This is a genomic window from Streptohalobacillus salinus (assembly GCF_003201605.1).
GTDB lineage: Bacteria > Bacillota > Bacilli > Bacillales > Amphibacillaceae > Streptohalobacillus > Streptohalobacillus salinus.
Window position 1 is genome coordinate 42,804 of record NZ_QJJR01000015.1, and the last position, 15,550, is coordinate 58,353.

14 protein-coding genes, 2 rRNA genes and 1 other annotated feature are annotated in these 15,550 nt (G+C 40.9%); all 16 genes read right to left on the reverse strand.

Annotated features, from left to right (window positions below; translation table 11 throughout):
- Window positions 1-21: 21 nt before the first annotated feature.
- Window positions 22-528, reverse strand: coding sequence for an NYN domain-containing protein (locus DES38_RS10485; protein WP_110252063.1), 507 nt, complete (start codon window positions 526-528; stop codon window positions 22-24).
- Window positions 529-530: 2 nt separating this feature from the next.
- A complete protein-coding gene (gene rlmB, locus DES38_RS10490; RefSeq protein ID WP_110252064.1) occupies window positions 531-1,298 on the reverse strand; it encodes a 23S rRNA (guanosine(2251)-2'-O)-methyltransferase RlmB in 768 nt (255 codons plus the stop codon).
- Window positions 1,291-1,701 (reverse strand): Mini-ribonuclease 3, encoded by a 411-nt coding sequence (locus DES38_RS10495; RefSeq protein WP_110252065.1) that lies wholly within the window; start codon window positions 1,699-1,701, stop codon window positions 1,291-1,293. Before DES38_RS10495 ends, rlmB begins: the two co-directional genes overlap by 8 nt.
- A 4-nt stretch (window positions 1,702-1,705) precedes the next feature.
- The gene (gene cysS / locus DES38_RS10500) at window positions 1,706-3,100 is read right to left on the reverse strand and encodes a cysteine--tRNA ligase (protein WP_110252066.1); all 1,395 of its coding nucleotides are present in this window, start codon (window positions 3,098-3,100) and stop codon (window positions 1,706-1,708) included.
- Entirely contained in the window at window positions 3,090-3,749 is a 660-nt protein-coding gene (gene cysE / locus DES38_RS10505) for a serine O-acetyltransferase (RefSeq protein ID WP_110252067.1), read from the reverse strand. Before cysE ends, cysS begins: the two co-directional genes overlap by 11 nt.
- A gap of 55 nt (window positions 3,750-3,804) precedes the next feature.
- Window positions 3,805-4,022, reverse strand: a binding site (T-box leader).
- Window positions 4,023-4,026: 4 nt separating this feature from the next.
- A complete protein-coding gene (gltX, locus tag DES38_RS10510) occupies window positions 4,027-5,493 on the reverse strand; it encodes a glutamate--tRNA ligase (RefSeq protein WP_110252068.1) in 1,467 nt (488 codons plus the stop codon).
- 272 nt (window positions 5,494-5,765) lie between these two features.
- Window positions 5,766-6,869, reverse strand: a complete 1,104-nt coding sequence (locus DES38_RS10515; protein WP_110252077.1) for a PIN/TRAM domain-containing protein — start codon at window positions 6,867-6,869, stop codon at window positions 5,766-5,768.
- Between the two features lie 81 nt (window positions 6,870-6,950).
- A complete protein-coding gene (radA, locus tag DES38_RS10520) occupies window positions 6,951-8,321 on the reverse strand; it encodes a DNA repair protein RadA (RefSeq protein ID WP_110252069.1) in 1,371 nt (456 codons plus the stop codon).
- Between the two features lie 243 nt (window positions 8,322-8,564).
- The gene (locus DES38_RS10525) at window positions 8,565-10,994 is read right to left on the reverse strand and encodes an ATP-dependent Clp protease ATP-binding subunit (RefSeq protein ID WP_110252070.1); all 2,430 of its coding nucleotides are present in this window, start codon (window positions 10,992-10,994) and stop codon (window positions 8,565-8,567) included.
- A gap of 22 nt (window positions 10,995-11,016) precedes the next feature.
- Window positions 11,017-12,075 (reverse strand): protein-arginine kinase McsB, encoded by a 1,059-nt coding sequence (mcsB, locus tag DES38_RS10530; RefSeq protein ID WP_110252071.1) that lies wholly within the window; start codon window positions 12,073-12,075, stop codon window positions 11,017-11,019.
- 1 nt (window position 12,076) lies between these two features.
- Complete coding sequence (mcsA, locus tag DES38_RS10535; protein WP_110252072.1) at window positions 12,077-12,610, reverse strand: protein-arginine kinase activator protein McsA; 534 nt, start codon at window positions 12,608-12,610, stop codon at window positions 12,077-12,079.
- 17 nt (window positions 12,611-12,627) lie between these two features.
- The gene (locus DES38_RS10540) at window positions 12,628-13,095 is read right to left on the reverse strand and encodes a CtsR family transcriptional regulator (RefSeq protein WP_110252073.1); all 468 of its coding nucleotides are present in this window, start codon (window positions 13,093-13,095) and stop codon (window positions 12,628-12,630) included.
- 335 nt (window positions 13,096-13,430) lie between these two features.
- Window positions 13,431-14,084, reverse strand: a complete 654-nt coding sequence (locus DES38_RS10545; protein ID WP_245882006.1) for an MgtC/SapB family protein — start codon at window positions 14,082-14,084, stop codon at window positions 13,431-13,433.
- 156 nt (window positions 14,085-14,240) lie between these two features.
- Window positions 14,241-15,086 (reverse strand): DegV family protein, encoded by an 846-nt coding sequence (locus DES38_RS10550; protein ID WP_110252075.1) that lies wholly within the window; start codon window positions 15,084-15,086, stop codon window positions 14,241-14,243.
- A gap of 207 nt (window positions 15,087-15,293) precedes the next feature.
- Window positions 15,294-15,408: ribosomal RNA gene (gene rrf, locus DES38_RS10555) — 5S ribosomal RNA — on the reverse strand.
- Between the two features lie 55 nt (window positions 15,409-15,463).
- Window positions 15,464-15,550, reverse strand: a 23S ribosomal RNA gene (locus tag DES38_RS10560); the annotation flags it as partial.

A 15,550-nucleotide genomic window follows, 5' to 3' on the forward strand; every position in this document is an offset into this window, starting at 1 on the left:
AAGTTAGGTTGCGCGTTAACATCATTCTCCACGGCGCATTTTTTCTAGTGCTTCCCAGACCGTATCGTTAACAATCGGTTGCCGCGTTTGTTTTTGTGCTTTATAACGGACCAAATCTTCCGTGATTTCCGCTTGAATATGCTTAATTTCCAGTTCAAGTTCACGGGCAGATTTTCGGTAAGCACCTTGTTGAAAGATGGTCCGTTGTTCTGTGTAATCGCTTGTCGCTACATACACTTTCGTTCTAACATTCTTCAACTGTTTCACTAAGCGTTCTATACACTCATCAGCTGTTTCTTTTTCCCTCGTGTAAATAATCTCAACGTCGTATTTATTGTCTTCCGATCCAAGTCCTTTTACTTCATAGGCATCAAAGACAACAATGACGCGATAACCACGATAAGCCTTATATTCAGCCATCTTCTCAATTAAGATTTGCCTTGCCTGATCTAAATCTTTATCTTTTAGTACCTGTAGTTCTGGCCAGTCACCAATCATGTTATAGCCGTCGACCAATAAGACATCCATCCTTAATTCCCCAGTGGATGGCGGTTGCGATAGACTTCATACATAAGCAAACTGGCAGCAACTGAGGCATTAAGTGAGGAAACATGACCATCCATCGCTAATTTTATCGTCCAATCACATTTTTCTTTAACTAAGCGGCTCATTCCTTTGCCTTCATTCCCGATGACAAGCGCAAGCGGCATATCACTTTCCAATTCACGATAATCTTTATCAGCATCCGCTTCAGTGCCGACGACCCACACCCCACGTTCTTTTAAATGGTCAATCGTTTGGGCCATATTCGTAATCCGCACAACCGGGACATACTCTATCGCACCAGCTGATGTTTTTGCGACCGTCGCTGTTAACCCAACTGCACGTCGTTTCGGAATGATCACCCCATGGCAACCGACCGCATCCGCGGTCCGTAATATTGAGCCTAAATTATGAGGGTCTTCTATTTCATCAAGTAACATGAAAAATGGTTGTTCTTCTTTCGCCTTCGCGCGGTCAAATAAATCATCAAGTGTCGCATATTGGTAAGCTGCTACAGAAGCAACAATACCTTGGTGTGTGCCATCAACCAACTGGTCAAGTTTTTTCTTTGGCACTTTTTTAACAATGATTCCTTTTTCTTTCGCTAAGCGATTCAATTGCTGGGTTGTCTTTGGATTCAGTTGATCCTGGATAAACACCTTGTTGATGGCTCGTTCACTTTTTAGCGCTTCTACAACGGGATTCTTACCAATGATCCACTCGTCAGTCGCTTGTTCATGTGCTTGATCACGCATTATCTGCCACATCCTTTTCAATATAATTTACCGCTTCCGTTAAAAGATGGTCAAGGCGTTCTTGATGCTCACAGAAATAATGAAAGCCCAGTAACGCCTCAAACCCCGTGCTATAGCGGTATGTCATTACATCGGTATTTTTTGGTACCGTTTTTGATTTCGCATTACGTCCACGCCTAACCACACTCAGTTCTTCCTCCGTCAACACGTCCTCACTAAGCCAATAACGCAATACTTTAGCTTGTTGCTTCGCACTCACAAATGTCACCGCCGCTTGATGGAGACGATTGACATTCACTTTCCCTAACCGAATGAGGTGATCACGCACATACACTTCATAAAGTACATCACCCATATATGCCAGTGCTAAGCTTTTCATTTGCAGAACATCATTTTCTTTCATCGCGTTACCCTCGCTTCCAACGTGTGCCACCAGCAGTATCTTCCAATAAGATGCCTTGATCTACCAACTGATCACGCAGCTCATCAGCCCGCTTGAAATCACGATTTTTTCGTGCTGTTTCTCTTTCTTCAATCAATCGCTCGACAGCTTCATCAAGTAACACTTGATCCGCTTCAAATGTCAGACCGAGCACAGTAAGAAGCTCATCAAACAGACCGATATACGCATGTAGATCACCCGCAAACCGTGTCTCTTCTTGAAGATAAAGATTAATTTGCTTAGCTAAATCAAAAAGCACCGCCAGCGCATTGGCTGTGTTAAAGTCATCATCCATCGCATCTTCAAAATCGCGTCTAAGTTTAATCACTTTCTCCTTTACCACTTCCGTTTCCCCCAGCTCGAGATCTTGGGTCACTTCTTGGGCCCGTTGATAAGCTGTTTTAAGTCGATTAAAACCAGCCTTCGCTTGTTCAAGTAAGCCCATACTAAAATTAATCGGCGAACGGTAATGCACGCTTAAGATAAAGTAGCGAATCAGTATCCCGTCAAATTGTTCTAACAACTCTCGTGTTAACACAATGTTACCAATTGATTTTGACATTTTTTCATCCTCAATATTAATATAGCCGTTATGGAGCCAGTAATTTGCGAATGTATGGCCATTGCAACTTTCTGATTGGGCAATCTCATTTTCGTGATGCGGAAATGCAAGGTCTTGTCCACCGGCATGAATATCAATCGTTTCACCTAAATGTGCTTTTGCCATGGCTGAACATTCGATATGCCATCCTGGGCGCCCTTTACCCCATGGTGCTTCCCAGTATAATTCATCTGCTTTCGCATCTTTCCATAAAGCAAAATCAAGCGGGTCTTCTTTTCGTCTATCAACATCAATCCGAGCACCCGAACGCAAATCATCTAATGATTGATGTGACAATTTGCCGTAATCTTCATACTTACGGACTCTAAAGTAAACATCCCCTGCCACGACATAAGCAAAACCTTTGTCAATCAATGCTTTAATAAAAGCGATGATCTCTGGCATCGTATCCGTTACGCGTGGGTAGTGAGTGGCTTCTTTCACACCAAGACTCGCTGTATCTGCTTTATACGCTTCAATGTAGCGGTCACTTAATGTTAAAACATCCGTGTTCGCCGCTTTAGCTGCTTTAATAAGCTTATCATCCACATCGGTGAAATTTAATACATAATCTACGTCATAGTTACGGTATTCTAAATAACGACGCACGGTATCGAACACGACCGCTGGTCGAGCGTTACCAATATGAATATAGTTATAGACCGTTGGTCCACACACATACATTTTTACTTTATTTGCTTCGATGGATTGAAACAACTCTTTTTTACGGGTCAGTGTATTATATAACTTAATCGTCACGCGTGTTCACTCCTTTTAGTTGGTCGACCATTTGTTTTAACGCACGTACTTCTTCTTTTAATTCTTCTAAACAATCATCCACAGGATCTGGTAATTTATTATGGTCGAGATCTTTCCGAACTTTTTTACCATTTTGAATAACGACATGACCAGGAATACCAACCACTGTCGAATACTCAGGGACATCCTCTAAGACGACCGATCCTGCACCAACTTTAGAATTTAATCCGATTGTGATCGCCCCTAATACTTTCGCACCCGAAGCTACGAGGGTATTGTCTTTCAAGGTTGGGTGACGCTTTCCTTTTTGTTTACCTGTTCCTCCTAATGTTACCCCTTGATAGATGGTCACATTATTGCCGATTTCACACGTTTCACCAATTACAACACCCATGCCATGATCAATAAAAAAGCGCCGACCAATCTTAGCCCCTGGGTGAATTTCAATCCCTGTGAAAAAGCGACTGATTTGCGAAATAACACGGGCAATGAAAAAGAATTTCTGTCGGTAAAAAAAGTGCGCTAATCGGTGCGACCAGACAGCATGCAGGCCTGCATAAGTAAGGATGACTTCTACATAGGAACGCGCTGCTGGGTCTTGGTCAAAAATTACTTCAATATCTTCTTTCATGCGTTTAAATAGTTGCATATTTATCGTCACCTCCATTAAAAAAAGACAAAAAGACGCCTCTGTGTATTGATGACACAGAGACGCCTTTTCGCGCGGTTCCACTCTGTTTAGGTAAAACAACTACCCCAAACTTATCTTTGATAACGATGGTATCACCGCTTTAATCTACTCTTGTTCGACTAAAGAACTCCGAGGGGCACTGTATACATACGACTTAAAACCACTTCCAGCCATGGTGGTTTTCTCTTCTGTTAAGTCTGTTATATATACCTTCCTCATCTCTGTTTTTATCGTTTTATGATGCCTCAGAAATAAGTGCTTTTAAACGTGTCGTGACAACCGCTTTTCCGAGTAAGGCGATCGCTTGTGGTAATTCTGGTCCGTGCATCTGACCCGTTGTTGCAACACGAATCGGCATAAACAAACCTTTTCCTTTTACTTTTGTTGCTTTTTGAGTTGCTTTAATTGCTGCTTTAACAGCATCTGCATCTAAGCTTTCAAGTGCTTCAAGTTCCGACAAGAAATGCGTGAGCACGGTGTTGACTTGTTCTTCAGCAAGGACTGCTTGTTCCTTCTCACCATACACCAAGTCGGTTTGGAAGAATAACTCCGTTAATTCAATAATTTCAGCGCCATAGTTTAATTGATCTTTATAAAGTAAAATCACATCCGTTGCCCATTGCTTGGTAGCTTCACTCATATCATCGGTTAATTTACCCGCTTTCATTAGGTGTGGCATGGTTAATTCAACCACTTCTTCAGCTGATAATTGTTTGATGTATTGATTGTTCATCCATTTTAGTTTGACGGGATCGAAGATGGCGGCTGACGTTGACAAACGTTCTGGGTCAAAAATTTCAACAAATTGGTCGTGGGTGAAAATCTCTTCTTCCCCAACCGGTGACCAACCCAGTAGGCCAATAAAGTTAAACATCGCTTCTGGCAAATAACCTAAGTTTTTATACTGTTCAATGAACTGTAAGATATGCTGATCACGTTTACTTAGTTTTTTACGTTCTTCGTTTAAGATTAATGTCATATGACCGTATTGTGGCGCTTCCCAACCAAACGCATCAAAAATCATCCGTTGTTTTGGGGTGTTAGAAATATGCTCTTCCCCGCGCAACACATGGGAGATTTCCATTAAGTGATCATCAACAGCAACGGCAAAGTTATAGGTCGGAATGCCATTCTTTTTCACCATGACCCAGTCGCCGAAATCGCTTGATTCAAAGGTAATATCACCACGCACAATATCGTTAAAGGTATAGCTTGTGTTTTCTGGTACACGGAAACGAATGCTTGCTTCGCGCCCTTCTTTTTCAAATGCTTCGATTTGTGCCGCTGATAAATCACGGTGTGCACCTGAATATTTAGGGGTTTGATGATTACGCCGTTGTTCCTCGCGCTCTAGATCTAACTCTTCTTCTGTCATGTAGCATTTATAAGCAAGGCCTCGTTCTAATAATTCGTTTACATATTTTTCATAAATATCTAAACGCTCCATTTGCCGATACGGGCCATAGTCACCACCGACATCTGCCCCTTCATCCCACGTTAAGCCTAACCATTTCAGATAGTTTAACTGACTTTCTTCGCCGCCCTCTACGTTGCGTTTCTGGTCAGTGTCTTCTGTTCTAATGATGAATTTTCCACCGAAGTGTTTCGTAAATAAGTAATTGAATAGTGCTGTTCTTGCGTTACCAATATGCAAATGTCCCGTTGGACTTGGTGCATAGCGTACCCGTACATCGTTTGACATAATATATGTTCCCCTTTCAATCGTCTCATGTTTGTCTTTCCTTAGTTTATCATTTTTTTCTGCTTTTTGCTCACCAATTGCAATCTTTTATTTGAATTGCTGTTTCATGCCCTCTACCGAGCGACAAAACGCTGGAAGAAGCAGGCCTCTCGTCAACAAGTAAGATGCATAACCCTACCTACCGGTGTCGATTGCCTTACTTACACACATTGGCATAAGAAAAAGTGATAACGACGGTTATCACTTTTTCTTCTCTATCTGTTATACCTTTTTTATTGCGCTTTTTCAAGTGCTTTTGGTTTAGCAAAGATCATTCGACCTGCTGAGGTTTGTAAAACACTTGTAATGATCACGTCGATTGTCTCGCCAATGTAATTACGTCCTTCTTCGACAACAATCATCGTGCCATCATCAAGATAAGCTACCCCTTGGTTTTGTTCTTTCCCGTCTTTAATCACTTGGACCATTAACTCTTCGCCAGGTAGAACCACCGGTTTGACAGCATTAGCTAAGTCATTAATGTTTAAGACTTGTACATTTTGAAACTCACACACTTTATTTAAATTAAAGTCATTCGTGACGACAATTCCGTCCATCACTTTTGCTAATTTCACAAGTTTGCTATCCACTTCCTGGATCTCTTCAAAATCTCCATCATACATTTCCACATCGATTGGAATGTCTTTCTGTAAGCGATTCAAGACGTCTAACCCTCGTCTCCCGCGATTACGCTTCAACGCATCTGATGAGTCTGCAATGTGCTGCAACTCTTCTAAGACAAACATCGGAATAACGAGTGTGCCTTCTAAAAAGGCTGTTTGACAAATATCTGCAATCCGCCCATCGATAATTACACTCGTATCTAACAATTTCTTTTTCGGAGCTTTGACGGCTGGGTCTTCCTCTACGGCTTTCGGTTCCTTCTCACGTTTAGCAAGCGTCAGTAAGTTTAAAAATTCATCCCGCCGCTGAAAACCAACTTGAAACCCTAAATACCCAAGCAAAGCGGTCACAAATAGCGGCGCAATTTGTGAAATGATGATCACTTCAAAATCTTGTATTGGTTGATTAATAATATACGCAATCACAAGGCCAATGACTAATCCAAAACTACCAAAGAATAAATTTGCCAGCGGGGCTTTGATTAAAATATCCTCCGCAAATGTAATAAATCTCACAATGTAATCCACTAACCAAAATGATAATAAATATAAAATGATGGCACCTAACACAAGTCCGACATATGGCGCGATAAACGGTTGGTCAATCACACTGCCGCGTAAAAATGAAATAAGTGAAACTACATCCGGAAAGTATAAAAAACCAATCGTTCCCCCGGTAATAATAATAAATAATTGCACAAATTTTCTGAGCACCATCTTCACCCCCTCAATATTTTTTCTCATGCCCACATGAGGCATGCCTTACTCATCTAACTAAGGTCATTATTTGCTTGTTTATTCATCTGCGAATGTTTTATTTAATGCTTCTTGAATCGATTGTACACCAATAACTTCAATATCTACATTGACTTGCAAACCTTCTAAATTCCGACTCGGAATAATTGCGCGTTTAAAACCTAATTTAGCCGCTTCTTGAATCCGTTGTTCTATTCGGGCTACCCGCCTGATTTCTCCGGTTAAACCAACTTCACCAATTAAGACATCATGTGCACGGCACGGCTTATCCTTAAAACTAGACGCGATACTGACGGCAACAGCTAAATCAATGGCTGGCTCATCTAGTTTAACGCCCCCTGCGACTTTAACATACGCATCTTGATTTTGCATCATTAACCCGACCCGCTTTTCTAGCACAGCCATCAATAGCGGCACGCGGTTGTAATCAATGCCTGTCGCCATCCGCCTTGCTGTTCCAAAACTTGTCGGTGAAATCAATGACTGGATTTCAACCAAGACTGGACGCGTGCCTTCCATCGATGCAACCACCACTGAACCAGCAATCCCTTGTGAACGTTCTTCTAAAAAAATTTCAGAAGGGTTCATAACTTCACGTAAACCCTCTTCTTTCATTTCAAAAATACCCATTTCATTCGTACTTCCAAACCGGTTTTTTACTCCACGTAAAATACGGAAACTATGATGGCGTTCCCCTTCAAAGTAGAGGACAGCATCAACCATATGCTCCAGCATACGTGGTCCGGCAATCGCGCCTTCTTTCGTCACATGTCCAACAATAAAAATGGGCACGTGTTTCGTTTTGGCAATGCGCATCAATTCACTGGTACACTCTCTAACTTGGGTTACGCTTCCTGGTGCACTCGTGACTTCATCTTTAAATATCGTTTGAATCGAGTCAATAACGATAAAATCTGGGTCAAGTTGTTCAATCTGCGCCTTAATTAAAGTTAAATTGGTTTCTGATAAGACGAATAACTCATCCGCCGTCACTGCTAAGCGGTCAGCGCGTAATTTCGTTTGTCGCGTTGATTCTTCTCCTGAAATATAAAGCACGCGATAGTTCTTGGTTGCCAATTGATCTGATATTTGTAAAAGCAATGTCGATTTACCGATACCCGGATCACCACCAATTAATACGAGTGAACCCGGCACGATACCGCCACCTAATACCCGATTAAACTCTGGCATTGCTGTGGTCATACGTTTTTCTTCTTTTGTGTGAATTGAGGTGATTTTTTCAGGTTTTTGGGCACTATCTGAGCCGATACCGGTATGTTTGGGCGACGATTTAACGACCGTCTCCTCTACCATGGTATTCCACTCCCCACAACTTGGGCATTTCCCCATCCACTTCGCACTTTCATAGCCACACTCTTGGCAGACAAATTTCACTTTTGCTTTAGCCATGATTTGATCACCTCATGATTAATTATAACCTAAAACACATGTGCCTGGGTTACATTGGGATAAATAATTTGTGTAAAAAGGATGGAACGCTTAAAAATCCAGCAGCTCTTTCTTGCTTCCTGTTTTGTAAGAACGCTACCCTCGCCGAGTCACACTAAACTTTCTTTTTACTTCTCACTGGGCATTCTCGTTCTAACAAAGAGAAAAAGCTGAAAGGAAAAGACCGTCCTTTCAGCTTCGTTGTTAATCTAAAATAATAAATTTACCCTTACTGTTTAAGCCAATTCGAACCGTTTCTCCTTTTCTTACCTGTTCGCGGAGAAGTGCTTCTGATAATAAATCTTCAATATTTTTCTGAATTGATCGGCGTAACGGACGGGCACCATATTCAGGATCATAACCTTCTTCGGCAATTTTCTCTACCGCTTTATCTGACATGGTGAAGTCTAAGTCAATTTCGTTTAAGCGTTTCTTCAATTGTTCCAACATTAGATCAACAATGTTTTTCATGTGTTTTTTCTCCAACGAATGGAAGACAATGGTTTCATCAATCCGGTTCAAGAACTCTGGACGGAAAGCTTTCTTCAACGATTCCGTTACTTTTGATTTCATGTCTTGATAATCCTTTTTATCATCTTCCATGTTAAAGCCAACATATTTTGTTTCTTTGAGTTCACTTGCTCCAACGTTTGATGTCATAATTAGGACGGTATTTCTAAAGTCGACTAAGCGACCTTTAGAATCAGTTAATCGGCCATCTTCAAGGACTTGCAAGAGAATATTAAATACTTCAGGATGTGCTTTTTCAATTTCATCTAGTAAAACAACAGAATACGGTTTACGGCGAACCTTTTCCGTTAATTGACCGCCCTCTTCATACCCGACATAACCAGGCGGTGAACCGACAAGACGTGAGGTTGTATGTTTCTCCATGTACTCACTCATATCAATCCGAATCATTGAATTTTCGTCACCGAACATTGCTTCTGCTAGCGCACGTGCTAATTCAGTTTTACCGACCCCTGTCGGGCCAAGAAAAATAAATGAACCAATTGGGCGTTTAGGGTCTTTAAGACCTGCACGCGCACGGCGAATTGCTTTAGAGACAGCATCTACCGCTTCCTCTTGGCCAATTACACGATTGTGTAGCACATTTTCTAAGTTTAATAGCCGCGTGCTTTCATCTTTTGTTAACGATGAGACAGGGACACCTGTCCAGGTCGACACAACTTCAGCAATGTCCTCAGTAATAACCTCTGAGTCCTCTTGACCTTGTTGTTCTTTCCAGTGCGTTTTCGTTTCTTCTAATTCTTTACGTAATTTTTGTTCTTTATCTCTAAATGAAGCAGCTTTTTCAAAGGCTTGTGATTGGACCGCTGCATCTTTTTCTTTTTTAGCTTCTTCTAAACGTTGTTCTAGTTCCTTTAAGTTTGGGGGTGCCGTGTAAGAACGTAGGCGTACTTTCGAACCTGCTTCATCGATTAAATCAATCGCTTTATCTGGCAAGAAACGATCCGTAATGTAGCGACTTGATAAATGAACGGCTGCTTCAATTGCTTCGTCAGTAATGGTAACACGATGATGGGCTTCATACCGATCACGTAAGCCGCGTAAAATCTGAATCGATTCTTCTAATGTCGGTTCATCGACTTGAATCGGTTGGAATCGTCGTTCTAAGGCGGCATCTTTTTCAATGTATTTTCGATACTCATCCAACGTCGTTGCACCAATGCATTGTAATTCACCACGTGCTAGTGATGGTTTTAAAATATTCGATGCATCGATTGCTCCTTCAGCACCACCTGCACCGACAAGTGTATGCAATTCGTCAATAAAGAGTAAAATGTTTCCAGCTTGACGGATCTCTTCCATGACTTTTTTAAGGCGATCTTCAAACTCACCACGATATTTTGTTCCCGCAACGACCGTTCCCATATCCAAGGTCATCACACGCTTATCTCGTAATGTTTCAGGGACGTCATTATCAACGATCATTTGTGCTAACCCTTCGGCAACTGCTGTCTTACCAACCCCTGGTTCACCAATCAGTACTGGGTTGTTTTTCGTTCGACGGCTGAGCACTTGAATCACACGTGCAATTTCTTTCCCTCGACCAATAACTGGATCGATGTTTCCTTCCTTAGCAATCACCGTTAAATCGCGTGCTAATGAGTCAAGGGTCGGTGTCTCTGCAGTATTATTTGTTTGATTACGTCCTTGGTTTTTACGGGTTGATTCTGATGTCCCTAACAGTTGTAAGACTTGTTGACGCGCACGGTTCAACGACACTTCAAGGTTACGTAAGACACGCGCTGCCACACCTTCATCTTCTCTAATTAATCCTAATAAGATATGCTCTGTTCCTACATACGTATGGCCCAGCTTTCTTGCTTCATCCATTGATAATTCAATAACTTTTTTAGCCCGCGGTGTATAGTGAATCGTTTGTGATTGTTTTTGACCAACACCAATGAGGGCCTCTACTTCATCATGAATTTTCTCTGGCTCAAGCCCTAAAGAGATCAATGCTTTCGCAGCAATTCCTTCACCTTCTTGAATTAAGCCTAACAAGATATGTTCCGTTCCAATGTTATTGTGACCGAGACGAATTGCTTCTTCTTGTGAGAGCGCCAATACTTTTTGTGCACGTTCTGTAAATCGTCCAAACATCATATAAAATTCCTCCTTTTATCGGTTAAAACCTTAAGCGTTCACGAATCAGTGACGCACGTTTTATATCACGTTCTGTCGACTTGAGTCGTGAGTTATAATAGTGTTGCAAATACGCAGGTTGGGTTAAGACCATCAATTCATTAAGAATAGACGTTGGGATGTCCTCTAAAAACCCTACATCAATACCGAGACGAAGGTCCGAAAGACAAGCGGCTGCTTCTTTTGATTCGATAATCCGACTATGCTTTAACACGCCATAAGAGCGGAAAATTCGGTCTTCTAGCCGCCGCTCTGATTCATTGACAAGCACTTGCCTCACTTCACGTTCATGCTCAATCAATTTCCGAACCACACTCGTTAAATTCTCGATAATATCTTCTTCTGTACGACCTAACGTCACTTGATTTGAGACTTGATAAATATTGCCTAACGCCTCTGTTCCTTCTCCATAAATACCACGCACCACTAACCCAAATTGATTAATAGCTGGTATCATCTTGGCTAATTTTTTTGTTAAAGTTAGCGCGGGTAAGTGCACCATCACCGATGCCCGTAACCCTGTTCCAACATTCGTCGGGCAACTTGTCAAATACCCGCGACGTTCATCAAATGCATAATCAATCTGTTCTTCTAACCAATCATCCACCCGAAATGCTTCCTTTAATGCATATTCTAACTGAAAGCCCGGAAAATATAATTGGGTTCTTAAATGATCTTCTTCATTAATCATAATTGATAATTGCTCATTTTTCGATAAAAGTATCCCACTTAGTTGGTTTTGCTCAATCAAATAGGGACTAACCAGATGCTTTTCAACAAGAATCTGTTGTTCATTCCGCGTTAACTCTGTTAAATTAATAAAATCTAACGCTTGATAAGCCCCTTTACTGCCTGCCGAAAAATGCATTTCTAATTCATCTAAAATAGCTTGTTGTTGTTCACTTGTTGCTTTTATCGGAAACGGATAAGCACGAAAATTGCGTGCCAAACGAATACGTGTACTTAAGACAATGTCATCATCTGGTCCTTTTTCTTGCATCCATGGACTAATGGCTTCATTGATGAATGATTGTAACGACATATCAGTCAGCCTCCTTCATATCACCAGGTGGGCGGTCTTTTATCGCACGTATTTTATCACGCAATGTTGCAGCTTCTTCAAAGCGTTCTTCTTCAATCAATTGATTAAGTTGCGCACGATACGCTTGGATCAATTGTTTTTGCTTCAAATGTTCATGCTGGCGATGGGGGACTTTCCCAACATGCACTGTATTGCCGCTATGTACACGTCTAAGTAGCGGATCCAGTTGTGCATCAAATGCTTGATAACAGTCACTACATCCGAATTTCCCCGTTTTCGCAAAATCTTGATAGGTCATCCTACATGTCGGACATGCCACGGCTTCCTTATTACGTTCTTGCCGCTGTTGTTTTACCGAATGACTTACATTAAATAGCCCGCTTAATAAATCATGAATCTGATAGGCTTGTTCTGCTTCAACGTATCCTTCATCTACAGCACATTGATGACAAATGTGAAGTTGCTCTTTGTTCCCCTCGACATAATTGGTAACATGTAAGCTTGCAGGACGTTGATGACAAATCTCACATTCCATTCCGGTATCCTCCTTAGCTATGCTTCCTCATATTTAAGTGTTTCAAGCATCGCGCTTAAAATCCGAGACCGTACTTCATCACGTAGCGGTAGTTGAAAAGCTAATGTTTCTCGTTTGATGACTGTATGCATTAACTTCGCTTCTCGCTCGGTGATTATTTCATCTTCATATAACCGTTCAATTACTGCAAGGGCAACCGCTTGGGTAACTTTGGGTTCGATTACACGAATCAATTCATCAATAAGGGCTGTTTCGTCATTGTTTACCACCCGTTGGATTCGAATATAGCCCCCACCTCCACGTTTACTTTGAACGAGATAACCCCGCTCTTTCGTAAAGCGCGTATTAATCACATAATTAATTTGTGAAGGGACACATGAAAATTGATCAGCAATTTCACTTCGCTTAATTTCAATTTGATTTTGTTGATTTCTTTCGATAATCTTCTTTAAATGCGCTTCAATAATATCAGATATATTACGCATAGCCCAGCGGCCTCCTTGTTGACTTTGACTATATTTGACCTTGCTATCATTTTATACAATTCGCTTTTAATATGCAACTGATGACACTTTGGTTTTAATTATCACAGGAAACAATTCATTCCTAATCGTTCACCTTATCTTTGTTGCTCCCTCAACGGTAAACAAGCGCTGGTTCTTTGTAGAACCAGCGCCTGAATGACAAAATGTACGAGGGCATCTTACAAAGCCGCGTTCACCTTTCTAACGTAGTCCTCGAAAGATTTAGGTTAGACAATTAAAGCTTTTACAAGGCCTCACATCGGATTAGTGTTTACGTGTTAGGTAATTGACCTGTATTATTTTTCCTCGACATGACTAACGTCTTCCATTTTTGCTAACGACGTTATCAGCTGCGTCAAGGTGACGGCCTTTCCAACTTGTATATCCGTGTAGACCGTTGGATCCTCGTTTTCATCCGTTGTGACATTAAAAGATTTAATTTGCATATCGTGTTGATGGCACTTCTTCAATACATCTTCAATCGCGTTAATATCCCGAATACTAATCATTAATGAAACGATATTACGTTGTTTTGACATTCGGTGTTCAAGTTTATTTAACAATACTAAGCTAAGTAAGATAATGATTGTTGTTAAGATTGCAATATCATACATACCTATCCCTACTACCAATCCCAGCCCAGCAACTGCCCAAATCGAAGCCGCTGTCGTTAAGCCTTTAACAGTCATTCCGTTTACAATAATTGTCCCAGCACCTAGAAAACCAATACCACTTACTACATATGAGGGAATCCTTGCTGGATCAAAATTAACGTATCCACTGTGCGCTTCCATATAGCTTTCGAATCCGTAAAGCGACATAAGCATCAATAAAGTCGAGCTAACCCCTACTAGGATATGTGTTCTAAATCCAGCCGCGTGATTATTTATTTCTCTTTCGAACCCAATCACACCGGATAGTATAAGTGCAAGTATTAAGCGCATACTCATCGTGAAAAAATCTTCGTGAAAAATTACATCCATCATTCTCGTCGCTTATTCAGCTCATTCTCCTCTCTGTTAAACAATACAGAAAGAAATAGATCCCGTGTTGGTGATCTATTTCCTTTATCTGAACGCATTTATTTTTAAACGGGATATAGGGTCTTATTCTTTCAACCAAGAAATAGCCATGGTTCCATGTCCGGTATGAACACCCGCAACTGGAACTAGTGGTTCTACCTGAATCTTGAGGTTTTCAAACATGCCAATTAATTCTTGCTTCCATGCCTCAGCCTTTTCTTTAGCCCCTGCATGCATAATTCCTAACTCTTTTAACTCACCTGTTTTGTAGGCATCTTCAATCACTTGAAATAAATAGCGTACGGCCTTTTTCTTGCTTCTAATTTTGTCATCAATAATAATTTTACCATCAACGAATTTCAAAATAAGGTTGATGTTTAATAAATTTGCGAAAACAGATTGTGTCGTACTTACCCGACCGCTTTTCCGCATTTGGTCTAAACTTTGTGGCAACAAATACATTTCTAAATGATCGGCATGGTATCTTAATTGTTTGACAATCGCATCATAAGCTGCACCTTCAGATGCCATTTTTAAACCTTTTCTAATCATTTGACCTAATGCAAATGAACCTACTTTAGCGTCGATAACCTCAACACTAATGTCTTCATACATTTTTGCAGCACTGACAGAGCTTTGGTAAGTGCCTGTTAAGGCGCTTGAGGCATGAATAGCAATTGCTTTATCATAATCCTTCTCTAAGCGTTCATACAGTTCAACAAACTCACCATAGGCTGGTTGTGATGTTTTCGCACCTTCTCCAAACTGTTTCAACAATGCATACACTTCTTCTTTACTAATCTCCACATCTTCACGATAGGAAATATCATTAATATTTACAATCATAGGTAAAACATAGATGTTGTGCTCTTTAATAAAATCTTCAGATAATCCACACGTACTATCAGTCACCCACGCAATTTTTTCCATAAGGCAATGCTCCTTCATTAGTTACTATACTTTTTTACAATTCTTATTTAACTATAGCACAAACACACGCACATTCACAATGTTCACTTAGCCGCTCTTCCGTCTAAAGTCTGTATGTTGTGACAGATTTTCATCGTTTCTCACTCAGCCATACACCATTTTTAGATACAAAAAAACCTAGAACCGTAAGGCTCTAGGTAAGTATTTGCTTAGCGACGTCCTACTCTCGCAGGGCGTAAGCCCAACTACCATCGGCGCTGAAGAGCTTAACTACTGTGTTCGGCATGGGAACAGGTGTGACCTCTTCGCTATCATCACTAAACCAAAGGGCATATACCCTGAAAACTAGATAAGAAGTATGACAGACAATTAAAAATTTAGTTAAGTCCTCGATCGATTAGTATTCGTCAGCTGCACATGTTGCCATGCTTCCACCTCGAACCTATCTACCTCATCGTCTCTGA